This is a genomic window from Domibacillus sp. 8LH, from assembly GCF_038806185.1.
Classification (GTDB): Bacteria; Bacillota; Bacilli; order Bacillales; family Domibacillaceae; genus Domibacillus; species Domibacillus indicus_A.
Genome location: NZ_JAVJNG010000002.1, coordinates 84796 through 109138, shown reverse-complemented (window position 1 = coordinate 109138; position 24343 = coordinate 84796). Strand labels below are relative to the sequence as shown.

Annotated in this window: 27 protein-coding genes and 2 pseudogenes; 12 read left to right on the top strand and 17 right to left on the bottom strand. The window is 46.5% G+C overall.

What is annotated here, in order from left to right:
* Window positions 1–42: 42 nt before the first annotated feature.
* From RG959_RS04040 to RG959_RS04000, 9 genes are all read right to left on the bottom strand, one after another.
* Window positions 43–1128: a glycoside hydrolase family 88/105 protein gene (locus RG959_RS04040; RefSeq protein WP_342796052.1), complete on the bottom strand. Its 1086-nt coding sequence runs from the start codon at window positions 1126–1128 to the stop codon at window positions 43–45.
* Window positions 1129–1142: 14 nt separating this feature from the next.
* Entirely contained in the window at window positions 1143–1466 is a 324-nt protein-coding gene (locus RG959_RS04035) for a cupin domain-containing protein (protein ID WP_242232562.1), read from the bottom strand.
* A 4-nt stretch (window positions 1467–1470) separates the two neighbouring features.
* The gene (locus RG959_RS04030) at window positions 1471–2619 is read right to left on the bottom strand and encodes an oligogalacturonate lyase family protein (protein ID WP_342796051.1); all 1149 of its coding nucleotides are present in this window, start codon (window positions 2617–2619) and stop codon (window positions 1471–1473) included.
* A gap of 56 nt (window positions 2620–2675) precedes the next feature.
* The gene (locus RG959_RS04025; protein ID WP_342796050.1) at window positions 2676–4022 is read right to left on the bottom strand and encodes an ABC transporter substrate-binding protein; all 1347 of its coding nucleotides are present in this window, start codon (window positions 4020–4022) and stop codon (window positions 2676–2678) included.
* Between the two features lie 22 nt (window positions 4023–4044).
* Window positions 4045–4872 (bottom strand): carbohydrate ABC transporter permease, encoded by an 828-nt coding sequence (locus RG959_RS04020; RefSeq protein WP_242232559.1) that lies wholly within the window; start codon window positions 4870–4872, stop codon window positions 4045–4047.
* Window positions 4869–5822, bottom strand: a complete 954-nt coding sequence (locus RG959_RS04015; RefSeq protein WP_342796049.1) for a carbohydrate ABC transporter permease — start codon at window positions 5820–5822, stop codon at window positions 4869–4871. The genes RG959_RS04020 and RG959_RS04015 overlap by 4 nt, the downstream gene beginning before the upstream one ends.
* Window positions 5823–5959: 137 nt before the next feature.
* Entirely contained in the window at window positions 5960–6838 is an 879-nt protein-coding gene (locus RG959_RS04010; protein WP_342796048.1) for an aldose 1-epimerase family protein, read from the bottom strand.
* Between the two features lie 16 nt (window positions 6839–6854).
* Window positions 6855–7913, bottom strand: coding sequence for an LLM class flavin-dependent oxidoreductase (locus RG959_RS04005; RefSeq protein ID WP_342796047.1), 1059 nt, complete (start codon window positions 7911–7913; stop codon window positions 6855–6857).
* 163 nt (window positions 7914–8076) lie between these two features.
* Window positions 8077–8211, bottom strand: a complete 135-nt coding sequence (locus RG959_RS04000; RefSeq protein ID WP_342796046.1) for a chromate transporter — start codon at window positions 8209–8211, stop codon at window positions 8077–8079.
* Between the two features lie 108 nt (window positions 8212–8319).
* Here RG959_RS04000 and RG959_RS03995 point away from each other — a divergent pair, with 108 nt between their 5' ends.
* Window positions 8320–9306 carry an agmatinase family protein gene (locus tag RG959_RS03995; protein ID WP_342796045.1) on the top strand — a complete coding sequence of 329 codons (987 nt, stop codon included), beginning with the start codon at window positions 8320–8322 and terminating at the stop codon, window positions 9304–9306.
* 35 nt (window positions 9307–9341) lie between these two features.
* The gene (locus RG959_RS03990) at window positions 9342–9611 is read left to right on the top strand and encodes a hypothetical protein (RefSeq protein ID WP_342796044.1); all 270 of its coding nucleotides are present in this window, start codon (window positions 9342–9344) and stop codon (window positions 9609–9611) included.
* Window positions 9612–9666: 55 nt separating this feature from the next.
* On the opposite strand, the gene RG959_RS03985 is transcribed toward RG959_RS03990, so the two are convergent.
* The 3 genes from RG959_RS03985 to RG959_RS03975 all read right to left on the bottom strand — a co-directional run bounded on the left by RG959_RS03985 (window position 9667) and on the right by RG959_RS03975 (window position 11483).
* Complete coding sequence (locus RG959_RS03985; protein ID WP_342796043.1) at window positions 9667–10188, bottom strand: PTS sugar transporter subunit IIA; 522 nt, start codon at window positions 10186–10188, stop codon at window positions 9667–9669.
* 29 nt (window positions 10189–10217) lie between these two features.
* Complete coding sequence (gene rbsK / locus RG959_RS03980) at window positions 10218–11141, bottom strand: ribokinase (RefSeq protein ID WP_342796042.1); 924 nt, start codon at window positions 11139–11141, stop codon at window positions 10218–10220.
* A 72-nt stretch (window positions 11142–11213) separates the two neighbouring features.
* On the bottom strand, window positions 11214–11483 hold the full coding sequence (locus tag RG959_RS03975; protein ID WP_342796041.1) for a hypothetical protein: 270 nt from the start codon (window positions 11481–11483) through the stop codon (window positions 11214–11216).
* 178 nt (window positions 11484–11661) lie between these two features.
* Here RG959_RS03975 and RG959_RS03970 point away from each other — a divergent pair, with 178 nt between their 5' ends.
* The 4 genes and pseudogenes from RG959_RS03970 to RG959_RS03955 all read left to right on the top strand — a co-directional run bounded on the left by RG959_RS03970 (window position 11662) and on the right by RG959_RS03955 (window position 13659).
* On the top strand, window positions 11662–11787 hold the full coding sequence (locus RG959_RS03970; protein ID WP_342796040.1) for a hypothetical protein: 126 nt from the start codon (window positions 11662–11664) through the stop codon (window positions 11785–11787).
* Entirely contained in the window at window positions 11762–12424 is a 663-nt protein-coding gene (locus RG959_RS03965; RefSeq protein WP_342796039.1) for a PAS domain-containing protein, read from the top strand. Before RG959_RS03970 ends, RG959_RS03965 begins: the two co-directional genes overlap by 26 nt.
* Window positions 12425–12484: 60 nt before the next feature.
* Window positions 12485–12810, top strand: a pseudogene (locus tag RG959_RS03960) (diguanylate cyclase domain-containing protein); the annotation flags it as partial.
* Between the two features lie 18 nt (window positions 12811–12828).
* On the top strand, window positions 12829–13659 hold the full coding sequence (locus RG959_RS03955) for a putative bifunctional diguanylate cyclase/phosphodiesterase (protein WP_342796414.1): 831 nt from the start codon (window positions 12829–12831) through the stop codon (window positions 13657–13659).
* Between the two features lie 14 nt (window positions 13660–13673).
* Here the strand turns inward: RG959_RS03955 and RG959_RS03950 are convergent, their stop codons facing one another.
* On the bottom strand, window positions 13674–14144 hold the full coding sequence (locus RG959_RS03950; protein WP_342796038.1) for a COG4315 family predicted lipoprotein: 471 nt from the start codon (window positions 14142–14144) through the stop codon (window positions 13674–13676).
* A 149-nt stretch (window positions 14145–14293) separates the two neighbouring features.
* Between RG959_RS03950 and RG959_RS03945 the strand changes: the two genes are divergently transcribed.
* Window positions 14294–14839, top strand: coding sequence for a hypothetical protein (locus RG959_RS03945; protein ID WP_342796037.1), 546 nt, complete (start codon window positions 14294–14296; stop codon window positions 14837–14839).
* A gap of 83 nt (window positions 14840–14922) precedes the next feature.
* On the top strand, window positions 14923–15918 hold the full coding sequence (locus RG959_RS03940) for a TolB-like translocation protein (RefSeq protein WP_342796036.1): 996 nt from the start codon (window positions 14923–14925) through the stop codon (window positions 15916–15918).
* A gap of 11 nt (window positions 15919–15929) precedes the next feature.
* Here the strand turns inward: RG959_RS03940 and mobB are convergent, their stop codons facing one another.
* Window positions 15930–16424, bottom strand: coding sequence for a molybdopterin-guanine dinucleotide biosynthesis protein B (mobB, locus tag RG959_RS03935; protein ID WP_342796035.1), 495 nt, complete (start codon window positions 16422–16424; stop codon window positions 15930–15932).
* A gap of 42 nt (window positions 16425–16466) precedes the next feature.
* Between mobB and mobA the strand changes: the two genes are divergently transcribed.
* Window positions 16467–17042 carry a molybdenum cofactor guanylyltransferase gene (mobA, locus tag RG959_RS03930; RefSeq protein WP_342796034.1) on the top strand — a complete coding sequence of 192 codons (576 nt, stop codon included), beginning with the start codon at window positions 16467–16469 and terminating at the stop codon, window positions 17040–17042.
* Window positions 17043–17090: 48 nt separating this feature from the next.
* Here the strand turns inward: mobA and nasC are convergent, their stop codons facing one another.
* From nasC to RG959_RS03915, 3 genes are read right to left on the bottom strand one after another with little or no spacing between them, the layout of a single operon-like run.
* The gene (nasC, locus tag RG959_RS03925; protein ID WP_342796033.1) at window positions 17091–19190 is read right to left on the bottom strand and encodes an assimilatory nitrate reductase catalytic subunit NasC; all 2100 of its coding nucleotides are present in this window, start codon (window positions 19188–19190) and stop codon (window positions 17091–17093) included.
* 13 nt (window positions 19191–19203) lie between these two features.
* Window positions 19204–21468 carry a nitrite reductase large subunit NirB gene (gene nirB, locus RG959_RS03920; protein WP_342796032.1) on the bottom strand — a complete coding sequence of 755 codons (2265 nt, stop codon included), beginning with the start codon at window positions 21466–21468 and terminating at the stop codon, window positions 19204–19206.
* A gap of 22 nt (window positions 21469–21490) precedes the next feature.
* Window positions 21491–21619 carry a hypothetical protein gene (locus RG959_RS03915; protein WP_342796031.1) on the bottom strand — a complete coding sequence of 43 codons (129 nt, stop codon included), beginning with the start codon at window positions 21617–21619 and terminating at the stop codon, window positions 21491–21493.
* 194 nt (window positions 21620–21813) lie between these two features.
* On the opposite strand from RG959_RS03915, the gene RG959_RS03910 reads away from it, so the two are divergent.
* The 3 genes and pseudogenes from RG959_RS03910 (at window position 21814) to RG959_RS03900 (ending at window position 24309) form a co-directional block, all read left to right on the top strand.
* Window positions 21814–23013, top strand: coding sequence for an MFS transporter (locus tag RG959_RS03910; protein ID WP_342796030.1), 1200 nt, complete (start codon window positions 21814–21816; stop codon window positions 23011–23013).
* A 106-nt stretch (window positions 23014–23119) separates the two neighbouring features.
* Window positions 23120–24001 (top strand): annotated as a pseudogene (locus tag RG959_RS03905) (aldo/keto reductase).
* Window positions 24002–24087: 86 nt separating this feature from the next.
* Window positions 24088–24309, top strand: coding sequence for a hypothetical protein (locus tag RG959_RS03900; RefSeq protein WP_342796029.1), 222 nt, complete (start codon window positions 24088–24090; stop codon window positions 24307–24309).
* The last annotated feature ends 34 nt before the right edge of the window (window positions 24310–24343 follow it).

Here is a 24343-nt window from a genome sequence, read left to right as displayed (position 1 = left end):
ACTATACTTTAACGATATCATCTTCCTGCCGGTTTGGATATTTTATTTTTTCGCTTGTTCAAGAGCCATGACTGCTAATAGAAACGCACCGACTCCGTGCAGGTCATTAGCGGACGCGGGGCGGGAAACGTAATAATCATATACGCCGGCAGAGGTCCCGATGCAAATGCCGTTCAGCTTCCACTGCCCCCCGCTTGTATCTACCATATGCTCCATCAAGCCGTTAAACGCCCGTTCCGCCTCTTTTAAGTATGAAGCGTCTGCCCAGCCGTTTTGAACCGCTTTGGCAATCGTGTAAATAAACAAGCTTGTGCCGGATGACTCCAGCCAGTTGTCCTCCTGTGCCCCCTTATGGGTAACTTGATACCATAGCCCTGTTTGTTCGTCTTGAAAAGCGAGCAGCGCCGGGATAAGGGCACGCAGTTCTTCTATTAATTCCGTGCGGGATGGATGATAGTCCGGCAGCCGTTCTGCTATATCGATAAGAGCCGTTCCATACCAGCCAATAGAACGTGACCAAAATTCCGGTGAACAGCCTGTTTCTGGGCTTGCCCACGGCTGCTGTTTTTTCTCATCCCATGCATGATAAAAGAGCCCTGTGTTCTGATCTTTTGTATGGATACGCATCAGCTTTTCCTGATAAAGAACCTGCTGAAGCAGCTCCGGCTCATGGAAATGTTCATTGTACATAAGCGCAAACGGTCCGGCCATATACAAGCCGTCCAGCCACATTTGATACGGATATTTGTCTTTATGCCAGAAGCCGCCTTCTGTCGTTTTATTGAATGACCCATACAAGCTCCGTAGTTTTTTCGCCGCAATCATGTATCTCTTGTCTCCCGTTTTCTGATACAGCGGAAACAGAAGAATTCCTACCTGTATAGCATCCAATTCTTCTCTAGCAAATAAAAAATTTCCTTCTTCGTCAACGAGCAGGTCAATATAGCTCTTTACATAATTGAAATAGTCTTCGTTTCCGGTTTGCTCATAGACACGCCGCATCCCTTCCAAAAACACACCTTGATGATAATGCCAAATACCAGCTGGCGGCAGCTCAGCCGGTGTATACGTATTCATCACAGCCCGACACGCCTGCTCTGCCGTTTCAATCATTGAAATCGTCTTCATTTCCTTTAGCCCCCTTAATAAAAATCTTCACGCTGCGGCGTAAATACATCTAAGATAATGGAATGATCCTCAAGTGCTGTAACACCATGCTGGATATTTGACGGAACGTACACGCTGTCTCCTTTTTGAAGCAGGCGAATATCACCGTTTAAGTTAAATTGGAACCGGCCCTGCACGATATAACACACCTGCTCATGTTCATGTGAATGCATTTCTCCAACTGCTCCCTTTTCAAACTCAACTTCCGCCATTGTCAGCGTGCCGCCGCAGCCAAGCAGTTTCCTCACTGCACCTTCTCCCGCATGTACTGTTTTTGTTTCGCTCCCCTTAACAAACATGGTTTCACTCCTCCAATGAAAGTAAATAAATCTGGCATTCGCCTTCCCTGTCCGAGGTAAATAAAATATGCCGGTCATCCCAGCTGAACGTCGGATGGCAGTGTGTTTTTTGTGACTGCCAGCTCGTTTTGTGCGTGCAAAGAGTTTCAATTGAAGGCTTATTACTGCTTATATTAATTAAAACGAGATCCTCTACTTCATCGCCGACAAGCAATGTACCTTCTTGGTTAGCATGATAGTGGTTGCAATAATAAGGCAAATCCATAACCCGAATCACATTTCCTTTAGAATCCGCCAGGCCGACATAAGGAACTTGACCCGGTTGCTCCAATTCAATTGTTGCCTGTGTTTTATGGCCGGTGATCGTTCCATCATGACCTTTACGCCGGTTGTCAAAAAAAATGCGGCCATCTGCTGTCCAAAATTCGTGGCCAACACAATCATCCTCTGACTGTCGAAAACAAGGCTTCACATCCCGGCTGGCTATTCGAAGCAGCCAGATGCGCTGGTGAACAAGATTCCAGGGTCCCTCGTGACAAAACATGGCGAGATCGCTGTCATGCGGCGAAAATTGAAAATGGCCAAGCCAATGGGTATCTTCAAATACATTGGTTACCGTCTCTCCATCCATTGAAATCAATGTGATCCAGCCCTTTTTTGTTGCATACATTGTTTCTTTAAATCCTTTATAATTGGCGCCGCGCTGAATAGGCGCACGCTCATTTCGCGCCAGGCCGATATATGTGCCTTCCGCGTTAATGTGCGGGTGGCCAAGGTGTATATCGCCTTGCTCCTCGTACAAAACCGTCAGATCCATCGTATCGGTCTCCAGTTTTTTCACCTTGTTCCCTGTTACATACACAATGATTTTGCTGTCGGGCGTTTTTGTATGGTAACTTGGTGTAATTCCATCCGCCTCATCTGTCAGCTGTGTCATGAGCCCTGAGTCCATATCCATTTTAAACAGGTTGTAGCAGTTTTTCGGGCCGCTTCGGTCAGATAAAAAATAAATATCTCCGCTGTTTTTCGTAAACGAGTTATCTGTAAAGTAGAAGTGGAAATTAGATGAAGATGCTGTTAGCTGCCATACTTTTCTGCCGGTTTTCTCATCCATATAACTTCTTTTTTCCGACGGATATGTTGTGCCGATCAACCTTCATTCCTCCAGTAAATGAAGGAAAAGATGCCTGACCCGGCATCTTTCCTTTTTTATTTTTTAAAGTGTTCGTCATATTGCTTTTGTGATTCTTCAATCGCACCGGCCCATTCATCTAAAAATTCTTTTACGGTCACCTTGCCGCTCATTACATTTTGAATGCCGGAATCCACAGTATTATCAAGAATAGATCGATAGTCAGGCAGATAAAACGGCGGTTTGTACAGGACAAGATTTGGGTCTTCATAGACTTCAAATGCTACTTTAATATGATCAGCATTTTTCACCCAGTCTTCCTGCAGCACGTCTGAATTGGTTGGAATCTGGCCGACCTTTTCATTCCAATAGCTTTGACTTTCGGCCGAGTTAATGAACGCAGTAAACTCCCAGGCTGCTTCCGGATACTCCGTTGATTTAAAAATAGACATACCAATCGTATTGCCGCCTTCTGCTACATATTTACCGTCTTCTGATTCCGGAAGTGCAAGCGCTTTAAATTGCCCCGGCTCAAGTGATTCGTTATGCTCCCCGTATGAGCCGACATTATGCTGTACCATCGCAACAGCTCCTGTATCAAATCCTGCGATCATTTCTTTGTAACCGTTTGTTATATCACTTTTCGGTGTAAACTTTTGATACATATCAAAATATTTTTCCAAAAACTCAACGTGTTTCGGATCGTTGATTGTACTTTTGCCATCTTTATTTACATACTCTTCAATGCCGGAATAAGCATACATAAGGCGCTGCAGCTGAAAGGAGCCCCCTGCTCCGCCACGAATCGTATAACCGTACCGATTGTTCGCTTTGTCAGTCATGTTTTCAGCAGCTGTGAAAAATTCATCCCATGTTTCCGGTGCTTTTACATTTTTCTCGGCGAACCAGTCTGGCCGGTACCATAAAATATCCAGGTTTTGTGTATACGGAACTCCGTATAATTTTCCGTCTATGACAATTTCTTTATTAAAGTCAACCGCGCTTTTATTGATTTTGCTTCCTTCTTCCCAGCTATCAAACTGCTCATCGAGCGGCAGCAGAGCTTCGCGCGCTGCAAATTCCGGCAGCCAGCTTGTCTGCACACTGCCGACATCCGGCATATCATCTGCGGCAATGGCAGCGTCCAGTTTTTGCTTCGCTGAATCCTTTGGAAGCCCTACATACTCTACATCAATGTTTTTATGCTCTGCTTCAAAGCGTGTAATCAGCTCTTCCCAAATCGGTGTCCGCTGCGGGCCGGCATTTTCATCCCAGAATGTAATTGTAATTTGTTCATTAGGATCAGATTTTGTGCCAGGACTTGATGAGCTCTCAACTTTTGTATCACCACTGTTGCAGCCCGCCAGCAGCATAGAAGCCAGCACAAATGACGTTGACATACCGTGAAATAATTTTTTTCTCATCTCAATTCCCCCCTTGTATATGTTAGCCCTTGACCGCGCCGCCCAGGCCGCTGACCAAATGCTTTTGTGCGTAAACGAACAGCAGAACCGCTGGAACAAGCGCAATGACACTTCCTGCAGCAAGAGCGCCGTAGTTTACATTAAATTCACCCATCATGTAGCTGAGCCCAACCGGGAGCGTAAACTTGCTTTGCTGATTAGTCAGCATAAGCGCCAGCAGAAACTCATTCCATGTATAAATCAAAGTGAACACACCTGTAGCTACAATGCCCGGCACAAGAAGCGGGAAGACAACATGGCGCAGCGATTGAAGCCGATTGCATCCGTCAATCATAGCCGCTTCCTCCAGCTCTTTCGGCACGTTGGAAATAAAGCCGCTCATGAGGACAGTTGTAAATGGAATTTCTACAGCGGCATACGTAATAATTAATGAAAGCGGGCTGCTGATCAATCCCAGGTTTTTGAAAATAATAAACAATGGGATAATAAGCATTGCTCTTGGAATAAACTGTGTACAAAGAAGCATCACCATAAAAGCACGTTTTCCTTTGAATTTGTACCGGCTGAGTGCGTATCCCGATAAAATAGACAGGACCAAAACAAGGGCAACCGTGCTTACACCAACAATTAAACTGTTTTTAAAGTAAGTCGCAAAGCCAACATTGCTCCAGGCAATCACAAAGTTATCGATAGTGGGTGCAGTTGGAATGTATTCAACCGGACGTTTGACAATATCTCCATCCATTTTAAAAGCGGTATTGATTGTCCAGTAAAACGGAAACATGGTGAAAATAAGCATTACCGCAAGCGGAAGCCGGAGTGTCAGCCAGCGATCCATCGTTTTATTCATCGTTCCGCCTCCTCTTTTTCATACTTCGTTACTTTCAAAAAGACAACCGCAAAAATGAGCAGAATAGCGAATGAAACGACCGTAAGCGCTGAGCCATAGCCAAAATTGCTGCCGTGCACCGCCTGTGATGCGATGTACATCGTCAGCGTCGTTGTAGATTCTGCCGGTCCGCCGCCTGTTAAGTTAAAAATCAAATCAACATTATTAAACTCCCAAATCGTACGGAGCAGCACGGTTAGGATAATTGTGTTTTTCAGCTGCGGCAGCGTAATAAAGAAAAACGTTTTTCGTCTTCCCGCCCCGTCCACTTTTGCTGCTTCATACATCTCATTTGGAATGCTTTGCAGGGCGGCTAGAAGCGTTATCGCAAAAAAAGGAATGCCGCGCCATAGTTCAGCGACCACAATTGAGCCAAAAGCTGTGCTGACATCGGATAACCATGCCTTGCTTTCGCTGATTATTCCAATCCGCATAAACAAATCATTCAGTACACCCATATGTTCATTGTACATAAGTGACCACATGACCGATGCAAGAACGCCTGAAATGGCCCATGGAATAAAAGCTGCTGCCCGAAACACACCGCGGAATTTGAACGTTTGATTTAAAAGAAGTGCTACGGCCATGCCAAAGACAAGTTGAAGGCCCACTTGTGACACGACCCATTTTAATGTAATAAGCAGACTCGGCAGAAAGGTTTTGTCCGCCGTAAAGATTTCTTTAAAATTTTCAAGACCGATAAATCCATTGTAATAAGGCGCTGATAAATCATAATTAAACAAGCTGTAATAAAACACCGTGCCAATTGGATAAAACAGAAACGCTACGACAATGAAAACGGACGGAGCAATCATCAAATATGGAACCCAGTTGATTTTGTTTCGTTTTTTTTCATGTACTTCAAATGGGTGGGCACGTCTGGCCGTATTGACATTAGACGGAGCACTCATAAAATCATCCTCCCTGATTTATTTTTCTTAGTGTAATTGAAAACGCTATCATTGGTAATTGAATATTTTTAGTAAAATGTTTAAATTTTTTGGGATTAAAAAAACGATCCGGCTGTTGACCAGCCAGATCGTTTTTTTTATATAAATGAAATGGTGTAGTTGGCTTCGAACCGGCCGCCCGGTTCAAGCTCGTTTATGCCCAGCTTTTCATCCAGCTTGCCGCTGGCATCAACTGTATCAGCGATGCCGTACCACGGTTCGATACACACAAACGGTGCCATCGTGCCGGTTTTTTTGTTGTAGCTGGACCAAATGCCGACGAAGGGAAATCCAGCCAGGTCCACTTCTACCCCGTGGCCGGTCCGGTTTGAGCGAAGTGAAACGCGGTCAATATGGCTGTATATAAAGGCGTCCTGTTCAAACAAGGAGGACTGAATGGAGATCGGCTCGATGGTTTGAACCGTCTTTTTTTCCTTTGCCATTGAATTTACCAGCTTATACTGCGTTACCTGTCTGCCCGCGGCGGGTGTAAAATTCAATGTATAGTCTTCCGCTTTTTCTTCCGCTTGAAGCGGTACGTTAAAAGCTGGATGGGCCCCGATCGAGAAATACATCTTTTCTTGATGCTCATTCTTAATTTCCCAGCAGACATTTAAAGAGTCCTCTTTTAACGTGTAATAAATCACCACTTGAAATCGAAACGGGTAAATATCTAAAAATGAATCAAGCGGGTCAAAACAAAAAGCCGCATACTCTTTTTCCTGATCCTGCACGGTAAACTCCACATCCCGCAGAAAACCATGCTGCGGCATTCTGTAAGATCTGCCTTCAAGCGCATACCGGTCTCGTTTCAGACGGCCGACAATCGGAAACAGAACCGGTGACACACGTCCCCAATACTGGCTGTCTCCGCTCCACATATAATCCAGACCTGTTTTTTTGTGAAACACCTTCCGTACTTCCGCTCCAGATGGAGAAATATGCACGGTCAGCAGTTCATTTTCGAGAACAATCATTTCAAGGCTCCTTTCCTTATTGCGGCTGCCCATCCGCTTCCCATTGAGCGATTTCTTCACGTACAACCGGCGCCACTTCTCTGCCAAGCAGTTCGATCGCATTCATTACTAAATCATGCGGCATTGTGCCAACCGGAACATGCAGCATAAAGCGGGTAATCCCGACTTTCTTACGAAGATGAATGATTTTTTGGGCCACTGTTTTCGGATCTCCTACATACAAAGCACCCTCAAAGCTGCGGGCGGCATCAAAGCTTGCCCGATTGTATGGCCCCCATCCGCGCTCCCTGCCCAGCTTATTCATCGCTGCCTGTGTAGACGGGAAAAATAAATCAGCCGCCTCCTCTGTGCTTTTTGCTAAAAAGCCGTGCGAATGCGACGCTACTGGCAGAACAGCCGGATCATGCCCGGCATGCATCGCCGCCTTTTTATACAGCTCTACAAGCGGAGCAAATTGAACCGGGCTGCCGCCGATAATGGCGAGCACAAGCGGCAGGCCGAGAAGCCCGGCGCGAACGACCGATTCAGAATTGCCGCCGCTGCCGATCCAGACTGGAAGCGGTTTTTGCACCGGACGCGGGTATATGCCGAGATTTTGAATCGCCGGCCGGTGTTTTCCCTGCCACGTTACTTTTTCAGCACTCCGAATGTTCAGCAGCAGATCCAGCTTTTCATCAAATAATTCGTTGTAATCCTTTAAATCGTATCCAAACAAAGGAAAAGACTCAATAAATGACCCCCGCCCGGCCATAATTTCTGCCCGTCCGTTTGACAGGGCGTCAAGCGTAGCAAAGTCCTGAAATACGCGTACCGGATCGGCCGAAGACAACACCGTCACCGCACTCGTCAGCCGGATTTTTTGGGTCTGGGGTGCCGCTGCAGCCAGGACCACAGCCGGAGAAGACGCCGCATAATCTTCACGGTGATGTTCCCCTACGCCAAACACATCAAGACCGACCTGATCGGCTAACACAATTTCCTCTACTACCTGGCGCAGCCGCTCAGCGTGACTGATGACACTGCCTGTCTCCACATCCGGTGTGGTTTCAACAAATGTGCTGATTCCAATTTCCATAAAAAACCTTCCTTCCGCTGCATCTAGCTCTCTCCTTTTAAAGTACCATGATCGGTTTGAGCAAGGAAATGATATGGTCTTTTTACATAAAAAAAACCGGGCAGACAGCCAGATTCTCCTTTTCCTGCTGTCTGCCCGGTTTTTTTTAACCGCTGCATTGTATTTATGAATAAAAGCCATGCCGGCAAGTTTTTTCTACAATTTCCCGTTGAATTACTGGAATCAAAGCGTAACCGCCGCCAAACGTAATGGGTGACAGCTTAAAAAAGGTTAGAAAAATATCGAATAACTGCTTCACCTTATCACCCCTGTTCTATTTTACCACTGCGTTATTCCAATTTCCCGGTTTTCTTCCGCCGCGTTAGGGAAAAGGAAAACCAGATCTTATGAAGAAAGGACTGTTTGGATGAGTGAGACGATTTACGGAAATACGCCTTGTTTTTTAGGGGCACAAAATTTAGCAGCTGAAAACCGTTTGGATGAAGTTGACGCTGTTGTGTACGGGGTGCCGTGGGAAGGCGCTGTAACATGGGGCGATTACACGGGGTGTGAACTTGGTCCAAAAGTGATGCGGTTAAGTTCAGGCCGCTATAGCGGCTATTTGCCTGAACTTGATCATATAGATGTGTTTGAACATATGAAGCTCGGAGATATAGGAGATGTAGATGTTGTACCAGCCGATGTAGAAGAAACGATGAACCGGATCACGCAGTTTACCGATCCGCTATGGAAAAGCGGCAAGTTTTTAATCGGGCTTGGCGGTGACCATGGCGTCACATTTCCAATTGTGCGGTCCCTGACGAATCAAGGAAAAAAGGTAGGCATTATTCATTTAGATGCCCATTACGATAACCTGCCGTCTCATGAAGGCGATCCATATGCACGGTGCAGTCCATTTATGCGGCTGTATGAACAGGAAGGTGTACGAAACGAAAGCATCATTCATACTGGTATTCACGGTCCCCGCAACAAGCCTGAAAGCGGCCGGAATGCCCGCGATGCAGGTGCCATCACCATTACGATTAACGATATTCGGGAGCATCCAGACTTAAGGGCACTGGCACGCCGTCTGCATGAGCTTGCATCTAGAGAAGTGGACTGCGTTTATTTGAGCATTTGCAGCGATGTTCTGGACTATGCGTTTAATCCAGGCGGTCCGGTTGATGGAAACGGGCTGACATCCTATGAATTGTTAACGCTTGTTCATGAAATTGCTAAACAGGGCATTGCCGGCATGGATTTTGTAGAAGTATACCCACAGCAAGACCCTTCACAGCTTTCTGCTCATTTGTCTTCAACTATTGTGTTATATGCGCTCGCCGGCCACATTTTAAACAAGCAGCAATCTGAGGGAGATGGCGCTGTTGGCGAAAACGCTCAAGGCCAGGCTTAAATAAATCAGTTTGGGCTCGGAGGCAGACGCTTTCTTTGGCTGTCCGTACAGCAATGATGCTTTTGTGCTCCTTTGTCCGTGCACAATCCAATTTTATTAATACGACTCACTCTATTTTAAAATATGCGTTCATGTTATTCGTCATTCTTTCTACAATGATCGGCGCCTCTGCGCCCATTGTTAATGGTCTTCTTCGTGCTTTGATCTTCATTTTTGCTTTAGCCATTGTTTATTTTATTATGCTGGCCGCACTCATCTTTAAAAGCATTTGCTTACAGCTTCATGACCCGGTCTGCTCCTTTTAAATGCTTAGACTGCCTGCATGCAAAAAGGAAGCCCCTTTACATAGGGGCTTCCTTTTTATTTTATCTTGATCGTCATCACAGGCGTTTCGCCGGCGACGGCTTTTACATGTTCATGCTTTGCCATTTGCTTTACAAGATCCCCATTAGAGATGATCAGCGGGGTGATGGTGCTCGCTGCTTTTTCGCGAACGAGTTCCAGGCTGTATGTAAGCAGCACATCCCCCTTCTTTACTTGATCTCCTTCTGAGACTTTTACATCGAACCCTTCGCCTTTCATGTTAACCGTATCAAGCCCAACATGAATAAGAAGCTCAAGGCCTCCGGCTGTTTCCAGGCCAATTGCATGCTTTGTCGGAAACACATTTAGTACTTTTGCATCAGCCGGCGCCACTACTTTTCCTTCCGATGGATTCACCGCTATGCCGTCACCCATCATTTTTTGTGAGAATACCGGGTCTGGTACTTCTTCCAAACTGATCACATCTCCGCTCATCGGGGAGACAAGAATGATTTCACCCGTATTTTGTGCTGTATTGCCTTCTTCTTTACCGCCAAAAAGCTTGCTTAAAAAACCCATACAGAACCCTCCTTTTTTGTTTGTATTCCCTAAAACACCGTCTTTAAAAACGCTTTTATTTCTTTACTAGATGGCATAGACACAGCAGTGCCTGCTTTCGTAACAGAAAGAGCCGCAGCAGCCTGTCCAAATTGAACGGCTTCTTCGATATTCATACCGCTGGTGATGGCATGCGCAAATCCGCCGTTAAAAGCGTCGCCTGCGCCAGTTGTATCGATCGCTTTAACCGAAAACCCTTCCATTTGCCGGCCTTTACCCGTTCCTTGCGATAAAAACACCCCTTTTTTGCCCATGGTAATCATGACCACGCTGGCGCCTTTTTCATGCAGGATATCGGCTGCGCGCTGGGCGGATGATTCATCTTCTACAGCAATTCCCGTTAAACCGCGGGCTTCTGTTTCATTTGGCGTTACGTATGTAACATGCTGAAGCCACTCCATTGGGAAAGCCGTATAGGGAGCAGGATTTAATAGAATGGGCACACCGCAGCGGGCGGCTTTTTGAATGGCCGCCCCAATCGCCTCAAAATGAATTTCAAGCTGAAGCACCAAAAGATCCGCTCGTTCGATTGCTTCTTCTGCCCTTTCTACATCTGCACCGCTCATCGCTCCACACGCGCCCGGTGCGATGACAATACTATTTTCCCCTGCGTCATCAACGGAAATAAGAGCCGTTCCTGTTGCTTCTTTTTCGCTTCTCTGCATAAACCGAATATCAAGCCCTTCCCGCTCGAAGTGCTGGACCGCTTCCTGTCCAAAGATGTCTGTGCCAATTTTGGTTACAAACATCACATTTGACCCGCTTCTCGCCGCTGCTGTTGCTTGATTGCCCCCCTTGCCGCCAGGACCGATTTGAAAAGGACCTCCCAGAACGGTTTCTCCCGGTGCCGGCAGATGCGGCGTCCGGATCATGACATCTGTTACGTAACTCCCTACTACGGTTACTTGCCCCATTTTATTCACCTCTATGTAAGCATAAAAGAAAGCGGCCTCAAATGCCACAAGGAGGCAGACGAGACCACTTGTTTAAGCTGGAAGCTCTTTATGGAACGCTTTCATTTTTTGAAGAAAAAAGTTCTCCTGTTCCCTTCTTTTTCCCTCTAAAAATGTATCCCGGCTAATCTCTATCACAGACGTAACCCCATTATGCTTCACACCCGGCATATGAGCAGCCTGATCCATAACCAGCACCGGTGTGTAGTGAGCTTCTGTTAATAAATATCGTGCTACACTAACCTCATTTCGCTTGCCTACATGACCATAGCGTAAAACCACCTTCCAATATTTCCATCTCATGTAAATCCCTCCGATTTTATATATTATGTGCTCTATACCCATTTCAGTCCAAAAAATAAAGATTTCATTGATAAAAACAAGCTTAAGATCAAAGAGGGACTGACAAGATCATTAAAAAAATGAAACTGATAGGTACAATATACCTACAAAAAGCAGCAAGTGAAAGGATTGAAGTCCATTGTTAAACCATTTGCATGATTTTTCGTCAATCGTCCGGGCTCTAGACCAGCGCTTTTCCATTTCGGTTACCGGTCGAGACGGCATTATTTTGTATGTGAATGACCGTTTTTTGCGCGCTTTGTAAATACGAGCAGGAAGAAATTATTGGCCAAAAGCATTCCTTATTTGACTCGGGCATGCATCCGGACGATTATTTTGATGAGATGTGGCATATGTTAAAGCGGGGACAAGTTTGGCAGAGTGAATTGCATAACCGTGCAAAGGACGGGTCTATTTACAGCATTCATGCAACGGTTGTACCGATCCAGGATGAAAATGGGCACCTTGCAAAATTCCTTTCGATTGATATGGATATTGCCGATAAAATTCAAGCAGAAGCCGCTTTAAAACAAGCATTAAAAAACGAATTTCAAACGACAGCCAGACATTTGCAAAATGCTGTATTCAAGTATAGAAAAAATGAAGACGGGCAGATTGTGTTGACGATGCTTGAAGGAAAGCTGTTAGAGAAAATGGGGCTTGCAGCTGATTGGGCCGACAAAAGTCAGCTTAAAGATATCGTTTCAAAACAGGCATCTACATACATATCCGGTTATGTGGAGCGCGCTTTTACCGGTGAACAAGTTAATTTTGAGGTAAATATACTTCATTTCTCTCTTCTCGTTCATCTTTCTCCTCTTTTTGAAGGTGAAAAAGTCACAGAAGTAATCGGCACGGCCACCGATATTACCGAGCGGAAAGAAACAGAAAGACAAGTATAAAAAATGGCTCATTATGATGATTTAACGGGGCTTGCCAACCGGCGTTAGTTTCAAAAAAACCTGGATGAAGCTCTTTCCTCTTCGTCCCGATATAATCAGTCTTTCGCCCTCATGTTTCTTGATTTGGACCGATTTAAAAATGTAAACGATACTTTAGGCCACAATACGGGAGATCTTTTACTCAGCAAAGTGCTGCCCGGCTTGGCGGTGATGAATATGCGATTTTGCTTCCAGCGATTTCACGTGAATCGGCCCAGCGCATTGCCGAACGAATACAAGAAGAGCTGAGTCACTGTTTTCTGATTGAAAACCTGGATATTTTCATTAGCACAAGCATCGGTATCAGCATGTTTCCTGAGGATGGGCTGGATGCAGAAACACTGATTCGCACTGCGGATGCTGCCATGTATTTCACCAAAGAAAGCGGCAAAAACACCTACAGGTTTTTTACAAACGATCTGCATCGCGATATGAGCAATAAAATGATGCTTGAGCGGGAAATGCACCGGGCCCTTGAAGAAAAACTTTTTCATCTGTATTACCAGCCCCAGATCGACATGAGAACAAAGCAACTCATTGGCGTGGAAGCGCTGATTCGCTGGAATCATCCTAAAATTGGGCCAGTTTCTCCAGCAGAATTTATTCCACTCGCGGAAGAAACAGGCTTAATTCTTCCGATCGGCACATGGGTGATGGAAACCGCCTGCGCCCAAAACAAAGCATGGCAGGAAGCAGGCCTCCCGCCTGTTTGTGTTAGTGTGAACGTGTCGCTTCGGCAGTTTATGCAGTTAGATTTTGCTGAACAAGTTGAGCGGATTTTAGAGCGAACCGGCCTTTCACCCGAGTGGCTGACGATTGAAATTACGGAGAGCATGACGGCTGATGCAGCTCACGCCCTGCAGATTTTAGACCGGCTGCGCAGCATCGGCATTCAGGTGAGTATTGATGATTTTGGCACCGGCTACAGTTCACTCAGTTATTTAAGCCGCTTTCCTATTACAAAGCTGAAAATTGACCAGTCTTTCGTCCGGGATTTAACCGAGAATCGCCAGGCGATCGTAAAAGCCATCATCGATCTGGCGCAAAATTTAAATTTAAAAGTGATTGCCGAAGGCGTAGAATCAAATGAGCAAGCGGAGCTGCTGCTGGCACTTAATTGTACCGAGGCACAGGGCTATTTGTATGCAAAGCCGCTTTCTCCTGAAGAAATAGAAAAACGGCTGTCCAAGTGTTAAAGGACAGCCGTTTTTTAATTAGCCTGCGCCATACGGTCGATCGCGTTATTGACCGTATACCATTTGTCGTCTGCACTATACCCATTTGTCTGTCCCGCTACTTGGTCACGCGAAAAGTAATAAAGCGGATATCCTTTGTACGTGGACTGCTTTTCCCCTGTATCCTCACGTGTAATCTCGCCAAAATCATTTGGGCTGAACCCTTCCGGCACTTTACTCGATCCAAGATAAAAAGGCGGCCATTCTTCCAGACAATGATTCGTGCAAGTAGAAACGCCTTCTTTATCCTCTATGGAAAAGTAAAGTGTCATACCGGCCGAATCTGCCAGGTACTGGCCCGTTTCTTCTTTTTTCATAACACGAAGCTGACCTGTTGGGTTTTGAGCGGCGTCCTGCGCTTCATTCATGGGTGCTGACATTTCTTCCGGTTCTTCATCTGCCATACAGCCTGCCAGCAGAGTAACCGCAATGATCCATTTCCACATTTCATCCATCTCCTTTTTAACAAGAGGATATCCCGAAAAGAAGTACTTTATTCTCTGCTTTAAATAGAACATTTGTAAGAATTTGCATAAGGAAACATTTGGATATATACTTATTTATGGAAATATAAGGGTTGGTGAAAGGGGCACTTATGAATACCTTTCCTGTGAAAATGATGGTTTTCTTTGGCTTGTCCTCTGCACTTTTAACAGCTGTCCTGTATACCGCTATTCTTCTATGGAATGGTGAAGCTCTTTTTTATTGGATGACACTTTCGTTTTTAAGTGCTGCTTCCCTTCTGCTTACAGGGTCAAGGAGGAAATGGGTGAATGCTTTACTGATTATGCAGATCATTTTGTTTCTATATGGGTGGTTTTCTTTGTTTTCTTTGGACCATTTCGCCTGGCTTGCCCTGTCAATCCTCGTTTGGATCTTTATTGGGTTTGGCATTTTTCTTTTATATCGATTGAACGTGGCTGGAAGAGAGGAAAAGGAATTAAAGCGAATCCATGCTTTTTATATTACAGCAGGGCTTTTGAGCAGCGCAGTCACACTTTTTGTTGCATTCAGCTTTTGGATCATGGCAGGTCCTTCCGTTATTCTTATTGTGTTTCTTATTCCTTTTCTGCTCTGGGCTGCGCTTTATAAAATGAGGCTGTCTGCGTTTGAAAAAAGAAGAGGTTCAAGAATTGGCTGACGGCTTTCCGTTGGCTGTCTTTCATGTCCAGCTCAATGACTGCTTTTGTTTCCCGGCTATTTCCCCAGAAAGAAGGCGATGGATTGAAAAGAAAAACAGGATGGGTGTTAGGTGTTTTTTTCACAGCATGGGCCGCCTTAATTTCGGCTGGCGTGGCTTTTCAAAAAACAGATGACGAGAAACAGAACGGCTTGACGGATGTGTTTGATCTTTCACCTGCTGAAAATATATTTTATGTGAAACATATAAACGGTATTCCTTCCTTGCGAAGCTTTTCAGAAAACACCCAAAAAGACGAGGAAATCACAAGCTTGCCAGCCGACCGGCTGATCACGGATATAGACGTGTCACCCGACGGGTCAGCTGTTGCATTTATTTCCATTCGTGAAGGCGATGTGATTGAAACGGGGAACATTAGAACCGAGGTGTATATACTGAATCTTTCCAGCGGCAGAAGAGAGCTTTTATTGGAAGGAAACCAAGCTGCTTCAAGTCTCCAGTTCTCCAAAGATGGAACCAGCCTTTACTATATTGGCTTAGCCAGTGAAAGAGCTAATTTGGACATTTTTCGGTACAACTTGGCTGACAGAACGAAAAAACGGCTGACTGCATTGAACTCATACAGCATGAGCAGCCTTCATGTCCGTTCAGACGGAACATCGGCTTTTATACTGATGCAGGATGAATCCGTAGACATGTTTCAAGGCAAAGCATCTGTTTACACAGTTTCACTTGATGGAAAATCCGTCCTGAAGCCATATACAAAGCCTGCAACATACCTTGAAGTGACCGGTTATGCTTTCCATGAACAAAACGGCGATATGGTTTATCAAGCTGTAGCAAACGAAGAAACCACCGGTATTTTTGAATATGAGCTGTTCCGCTACAACAATCAGCTGAAACAAAGACAGGCGCTGACATCTTTTGGCACATACGCGGGATCTCCTGTTTTTCATCCTTCCGGCAAAACCATTTACTTTATGACAGATCCTAACTTTGGAAATGGAGAGGCGGATTATCATTTATTTAAAATGGATCGTAACGGCTCAAACAAGCAGGAGATCGAATTACCTGAGTAAAAGCCGGCTTTTTATAAAAGTCCAACTTTTTGAAGAATAAATACCGTATACTGTTGTTCCTCCTCAAGCTGGAACACAGGATAAGCGGCATCTGCTTGAGGCAGATCAATCCAGCTGATCGCACATTGAATATTTTGAAGCTTTAAAAGCGGTAAGTCCTCCGGTGTGCGAATTAAAACTGCTTTTGGGTATGCTTCCTGTTTGTATCCTTCCACAAAGATGCAGTCCACTGAAAAGGATCGGTACAAAGCGAGGATGTCCTCCAGCGCCCACTGATCTCGCGTAATGGATACCTGCAGAATCCCGCCTCCTTCTACACCAGCCAGAACGGCGCCGGCCTGCCGGTGTCTGTCGCTGTCTTTTTGCCCGTCCGGCGCGCCCCCGTGCCCGTGGTGCTTAATCGCTGCAACGCGCGCTCCCTGCTTTGCAGCCGCTTGTATTAGTTTTTCCATCAGTGTTGTTTTGCCGCTGTTTTGATAACCCACTACTTGAAATACATTTTCCATGACAACAACCTCCGCGTTATAATAGCTCCAGGAGTGATAAAGATGAAAACAGCCGGCATTGTACTTGCCGGCGGCCAGTCATCACGATACGGCCGCCCTAAAATGTTTGAACAGTATAAAGAAAAGCCGTTTTACCAGCATAGCGTAGACGCCCTTAACGCCAACGGGCTGCATCCTATTATTCTTTCGACAAACCGCTTTCTTGCTGATAGGTTTGATTTATCCGGCGTTGAGTTGATCGTGGAGCCCACTCCTCATCAAGGACCACTTTTTGCCCTGCATCACGCCATCTCACAATTTGGGGAACCGGAGTGGTTTTTTGTGCTTTCTGCCGATATCCCGTTTGTAAGAGAAGCTTTTATTGATCAGCTGCTCCTGCACTGCCACCCCGATTATAACGCGGTTGTGCCGGCAGAAGGAGAAAAACTGCAGCCGCTTCTCGCTCTTTACCATAGACGCTGCCTTCCTTATATGAACGAAGCGCTCGGTGAGGGAAGAAGAAGTTTAATGGCGCTGTTACACAAGATTCCATTCAAGACCGTTTCATTTGAGAACGAACCATCCTTTATCAACATTAACACACAGCTTGACTTCCAAAAACATAACGAAAACAACTAAAAAAGCACTCACGCGATGTGAGTGCCTTAACGTACAGACAAGCGTCCTTTAATACCGGGCGGACAAGGGTGTTACCATTGCGGCACAAACTTTGAAGCCGGGCATTTTACAGGCCGGGTCCAAGGCTTCACTGGTCAGTTTATTGACGTTTTGAATGCCGTCCCAGTGCATCGGCATGAAAATTGTATCCTCACGAATGGATGCGGTCAGCTTGCTGCGAACAACGACTTCCCCCCGGCGGGACCGCACCTTTACAAGCGAATCATCTTTTATCTTCAAACGCCTTGCTGTTTTTGGGTGAATCTCCACGAAGGATTCAAACTGCTGGGCTTCAAGCGTCGGGCTTTGATGTGTCTGCACACCCGTTAAATAGTGCCCCAGCACCCGGCCGGTCGTTAAATAAAGGGGATAGTCTCCTCCTGCCTGTTCTTTCGGAAACTCATTCGGCACCGGCACCATGGCGGCTCTTCCATCCGGACGAGGAAACGATGCTTCGAACAAACGAGCCTCACCTGGATGCTCCGGGGAAGGACAAGGCCAATAAACCCCTTCTTCTTTCCGAAGCCGGTCGTACGTAATTCCGTAATAATCCGCAATGCCGCCCTTGCTTGCCAGGCGAAGCTCTTCAAAAATCCCTTCGGCATCTGTATACGAAAAATGAGCGGCTTTTCCTAAAGAAGCAGCAATGTCAGATAAAATCTCCCAATCCTGCTTTGCAAGACCTGGTGCCGGCCGAGCTGCTTCCCGAAGCAACACGCGGCCTTCCAGATTCGTTAACGTTCCGGTATTTTCCAAGTAAGCTGCCGTAGGCAAAATAACATCAGCCAGCTGGGCCGTCTCCGAAAAAAGCATATCGGCCACAACAAGAAAATCCAGCTTCCGCAGACCTTCTTCTACGAAGTTTGCATTGGGGTTGGAAACGATCGGGTTGGATCCCATTAAAAACAACCCCCGGATTTCCTGCGCATGCACTTTTTCCATCATTTCGTATGCAGATACACCTTTACCTGGAAGACTCTCCGCGTCAACGCCCCATATTTTCGCGATGTACGCGCGATGCTCCTCATTTTCAATCGACCGGTATCCGGGCAGCTGGTCTGCTTTTTGGCCATGCTCGCGTCCGCCCTGTCCGTTCGCCTGGCCTGTCACTGCTCCGTAGCCGCTTCCTCTCTTGCCGATTTTACCTGTGGCAAGCAATAGATTAATAAAATTCCGTACAGCCAGCGATCCGTCTGTTTGCTGCTCTACACCACGGGCAGTTAAAACCATTCCCGATGCCGCCTGCCCAAATTTCCGCCCTGCTCGTTCGATATCTTCTTGGGGCACACTTGTTAAGGCGGCGATCTCTTCGATTTTACATGAATCGATATGTGCTTTTACTTCCTCAAATCCTGTAGTGCGTGCTGCCAGAAATGCTTTGTCGATATACCCGTTATCTATAATCACTTTCAGCAGTCCATTGGCAAGCGCTGCATCCGTACCCGGCTTGACTTTCAGATGCATATCGGCCATCTCTGCTGTAGCCGTGCTGCGCGGATCGATTACAATGATAAAAGCGCCATTTTCTTTTGCATCTCTAAAGTACGGCATCAGTGTCGGCTGGCATTCGGCAATGTTGGTTCCTGCGAGAATTAAACAGTCTGATTCTCTTACTTCCGAAAGCGGATTTGTTAATCCCCGGTCAATGCCAAATGCTTGATTGCCGGCCGCTGCAGCCGCAGACATGCAAAACCGCCCATTGTAATCAATGTACTTTGTTTGCAGGGCCACACGCGCAAACTTACCGAGTGTATAGGACGTTTCATTTGTAAGCGAGCCGCCTCCATACACCCCGATCGTATTCCGGCCAAATTGATGCTGCAGAGCGGTAAACCGCTCGGCAATTTGCTTGTACGCTTCCTCCCATGAAACGGGTACAAATTCACCGTTTTTTTTCATTAAAGGTTCCGTGATTCTCTCGCCGGTCAGCGCATGCTGATAAGCGTTCATTCCTTTAATACAAAGACGGCCCTCTGAGGCTGCATTTTGCTTGGGCGCCACGTGATAGGTTGTATGTCCCTGCTCTTCTGTCTCTGTAACCGTCATTTTACATTGAACACTGCAAAAAGGGCACTGTGTTTCCATCACTGTTTTTACGGCTGTTTCCATTTTTTCACCTGCTTTACAAGGCAGTGGCTGCCTGTTGATTTTGAATGGATATCCCTTGTCGTTTTCTTTTTAATACTTCTTCTCGAATCGACGTTAAGCCAAGTCGCCCGGTCCAGCTGTCCATCTCTTCTCCATAAAAAGCGGATATACGATAATAAGCAAGCAGCGCTTCCGTCATCCAGACAGCATCGTCCGGCTTCATTGATGCGTAAAGCCGCTCACCCGACACGTACAATTCCCAGCCGCCCGGTGCCCCGATCAAGCCGACGTTTTCCCCGAGTGATCCCGCTTCATCCTCAAGACCTGAGGAAACAGCGACTGTTACCTCTGCGGGGAAAACGAATGATTCCAGCCGTTCTTCCAGATTCCTGCCAAGAGCCAGCGAGTCGTGAAAAGCGTATTTTGCATATCGGATGCCGGCACATGTACCGACAGCGCGAAGGGATGCACCATAGGAAGGCATGGAAGCAGAAAGAGCTGCTCTCACCTCAGAAATTTTCTCTTCTTTAATGCCATACAGCTCCATTCGGGGTCCAGCTGCCAGCTTGACGAGTGGAATGCTGTACTTTTCCACCACATCCGCAATCGTTCGAAGCTGGTCTGCTCCCGTTATACCACCGTACATGCGCGGAGCGGCCATGTACGTACCGTCCGCTGTCTGTTCTTCTAAAATATCCGGCACGCAGCTGCTGTGCACACCCATGTAATAGTAAAGAGCCGGCCGGCATACCGCGCAGCCTTCTGTTCTCCATCCAAGCCGGTGCATCATCTGCACCATCCCCTCATTTGGGTGAGCTTGAACCGCCTGGATGATATCTCTGTGATCCGCGTCTGTACAAGCGCAAATCGATGCTTTTTCCGCTTCCTTTTCGACTCCGTTTCTTTTAATAAAATCCAAAATATCCGCTACAACCGGGCGACAGCCGCCGCAGGAGCTTGAAGCTTTCGTGCAGGCCTTCACATCCTCCACGCTTTCGAGCGCCTGCTCGCAAACCGCTTTTACAATGGCTCCTTTCGATACACCATTGCACGCGCATACTGTGTCATGATCCGCCATAGAAGCAATGCGTTCATCTTTGCTGCCGCTGCCCTGGGCCGTTTCTTTTTCCAGGACGGCATAATGGTCTTTCTTTTGAATCATCCCGAACAGCTTAGCGCCTTCAGTAATGTCGCCAAATAGCACGGCACCTGCGATTTTGCCATCTCTTACGACGATTTTTTTATATGTGTTGTTTATTCCATCTATCCATTGCATGGACTGCGTTTCATCACTGTCCATGAATTCTCCCGCTGAAAAAACGTCCACGCCGGACACTTTCAATTGAGTAGACAGCACCGAGCCTTGATAGCCCGGATGCTCCTCTTTGCACAAAGCGGCTGCCAATGCTTTTCCCTGTTCATACAAAGGCGCGACAAGACCGTAAACAAAGCCGCGATGCTCTGCACATTCTCCAACTGCGTATACATGTGGGACGCTCGTGCGCATATAGTCGTCTACGACAATAGCCCGGTTTACTTCGATCTCTGTGCCGGCAGCCACTTGTGTATTCGGGCGGACGCCAACCGCCATGACGATCAAATCCGCTTCACGCCAGCTTCCGTCTGAGAAGCGTAAGCCTTTTACCCGTTTATGGCCGGTAATTTCTGCTGAGTTTTTTTGCAGCAGAAAATTCATCCCCTGTGCTTCTAAATCCCGTTGAAGCATGCGAGCCGCGACAGGATCAAGCTGCCGGTCCATAATGTACTCCCCGATATGCACAACGTCTACTTTCATTCCTAAATTAAGAAGACCACGGGCTGCTTCCAGTCCAAGCAGCCCGCCGCCGATGACAATGGCTTTTTCGTACTTTTTGGATGCTTCGACCATTTTCTCACAATCATATATGTCCCGGAACGCCGTTACGCCTTCTTTTTTTGCACCTGGAAGCGGCAGCATAAATGGCAGTGAACCCGTGGCAATTACCAATTCATCATAGGATACAATGCGTTCTTTAGAGGTCACCACATATTTTTCGCTTGTGTGAATTTGAACAACCGGCTCTCCTGTATAAAGAGTAATGCCGTTTGCTTCATACCATGCCCAGTCATTTAAGGTAATGCTTTCAACCGTTGTATCGCCTTGAAGGACTTTAGACAGTAAAATCCGATTATAGTTTGGATGCGGCTCTTTCCCAAATATCGTAATCTCAAATTCATTCGGCTGAATCTTTAAGATTTCTTCAACTGCACGGACACCCGCCATCCCATTTCCGATCACAACCAGTTTTCGTTTATTCATAGAAAAGTCCCCTTCCTTCTTTTTAGTCCGCTTTGAAGGCCGGGTTCTCATCCGCTTCGTTCCCCGTAAACGGTTTATGCATTGATTTGGCTGGCTCTTTGCGGGCGCTCCTATTCGTTGTCCGTGCCAGTATAACCGTTGTGATTTTCATAGCGATCACTCCTTTTATTTCGTGTCAGCTTAACTAACACAATATAAAACGTTTTTTGGAAAGTCAATCAGATTTTTTTGATTTTTTGAAATAGTTCGTAAGGTTTTCTAACAAGTATATGGAAAGTATCTTTTCACCGCCCTACACTAACGGTAAGCAACATATCACTCATTGAATGCAAAGGAGAGGAACACATGAAACTAGCGGAATTGCGAAAAAGCGGCCACGCGCCGTCTCTATTGGCGTCATTCTTGTATTTTGACATCAGCTTTATGATTTGGGTTATGCTTGGGGCGCTTGGTGTGTATATTACACAGGATTTCGGTCTTTCTCCTTCTCAAAAGGGATTAATTGTAGCAATCCCTATTTTAGCTGGTTCTTTTTTCCGGATTATTCTCGGAATCTGTACGGATCGGATTGGTCCGCGTAAAACGGCAATAGGCGGCATGCTGATCACTATGGTGCCTCTTTTATGGGGATGGCTTTTCGGAAATTCGATGACAGAGCTTTACTTCATTGGTATTCTGCTTGGCGTTGCCGGCGCAAGCTTTTCTGTTGCCCTTCCAATGGCAAGCCGCTGGTACCCGCCGCATCTTCAGGGGCTCGCGATGGGAATTGCCGGCGCCGGAAACAGCGGTACAGTGCTTGCTACACTGTTTGGTCCGCGCCTGGCAGAAGTATTCGGCTGGAATGGCGTGATGGGCCTTGCCCTTATTCCTCTTACACTTGTTTTTATTACTTACGTGCTGATTGCCAAAGACGCTCCTACGCAGCCGGAGCCACAGCCTTTAGTTAATTATTTTAAAGTGTTTAAACAGCGTGACACCTGGTATTTCTGCTTGCTTTATAGTGTAACGTTCGGCGGATTTGTTGGGCTGACTAGTTTTTTAAGTATTTTCTTTGTCGACCAGTATGGGCTGACCAGCGTCCGTGCAGGTGATTTTGTGACACTCTGCGTGATTGCAGGCAGCTTGTTCCGTCCGGTCGGCGGCATGATTGCCGATAAAATTGGCGGAGCAGCACTTCTTAAGTTCTTGTTTATTGGTGTAGCGTTGATGATGTTCGGCGTCAGCACGCTGCCTTCTTTGACAGTTGTGACAATGATGCTGTTTGTCGGCATGATGTGCCTTGGCATGGGTAATGGGGCGGTATTCCAGCTTGTTCCGCAGCGTTTCCAAAAAGAAATTGGCATGGTGACGGGGGTTGTCGGTGCAGCCGGCGGTGTAGGCGGCTTTTTTGTTCCAAATATTTTGGGTACACTCAAGCAAATGACCGGAACATATGCGGCTGGATTTACTGTTTATGCAGTAATTGGTATTGCTGCTCTTATTCTTTTAACCGTGGCGCAAATTTCATGGCGCAAAGCCTATGCTTTAAAAGAAGAATCTGCTTAATTACTTTTTCCAATACTGGCTGGCCTGTCATAGGCCTAGCCTTTTTTGTTTTGGTGCCATGTTACAGGGGGAACAGATTCATATAATAAGGAAATGATTTGATTTTTTGGAAAAGCAATCTGTTAAAGAAGCATTAAGAAAACGGGCTGTTACACTTCCGGACAGGGCAGTCGTTCCGGCACTCGGGCAGGGAACGTGGCGTATCGGAGATGATCCAGCCAAAAAAGAAGCGGAGGTGCGGGCGCTGCGACTCGGCGTTGATCTCGGCATGTCACTGATTGATACGGCAGAGATGTACGGAGAAGGCCGGTCGGAACGGGTCGTCGGCAAAGCCATTCGAGGCATCCGGGATGAAGTGTTTTTAGTATCGAAGGTTTATCCGCATAACGCAGGGCTTGATCAGATTGCTGCTTCATGTGAAAAAAGCTTACAGCGGCTTCAAACAGACCGGCTCGATTTGTATCTGCTTCATTGGCGTGGACAGGTGCCGCTTGAAGAAACGATTGAAGGAATGGAACGGTTGAAGAAAGAAGGGAAAATCGTCCGCTGGGGTGTATCAAACTTTGATACACCCGATATGAAGGAGCTTCTGCAAAAACCGGGCGGAAATGAATGCGCTGTTAATCAAGTTCTCTATCATCTTGGTTCGCGCGGTATTGAATTCGACCTGCTTCCATGGCATAAGGAACAGGGAATACCAGTTATGGCTTACAGTCCGCTTGCACAGGGCGGCTCGCTGCGAAAAGAGCTGATGAATGATTCTCTTGTTCAAAAAATCGCGCAGGCGCACGGAGCATCTCCCCTTCAAATTATGCTTGCCTGGACGATTCGCTTTCCCGACATGATAGCCATCCCCAAATCCGCACAGGAGGAGCATACAGCCGCCAACGCAAAAGCTGCTTAAATTGTGTTAACAGAACAGGAACTGGCCGAGCTGAACGAGCGATTTTCAGCTCCTGGTCGAAAAGTACCACTTGATATTATTTAAGTTTATTTGAATAATTGGATGTTTGCCGTTGCGGAGGGGACAGCAGATGCATTTACTAGTTGTATAGAAGCGTGGAGGTGAAAAATATGCGTCGTCATGTTCGTCCGATCGTCTGCCCGCCGCAGTGTATTGTAAAAGATACGTATATTAAGCGTGAAATTCCAGTTATTCATCCAGTTGTTACGATTAACCGTCAGCATATCGTCAATGTGCCACGCCACATTTATCAGCCGATCACAAGAAACGAAGTTGTGGATCCTGGTTATCCAGGAAAAGGCTGGGGTTGCGGCTGCCACTGCAAACGTTAAGAAAGAAAAATCCCGGCCTGTTCAAATAACAGCC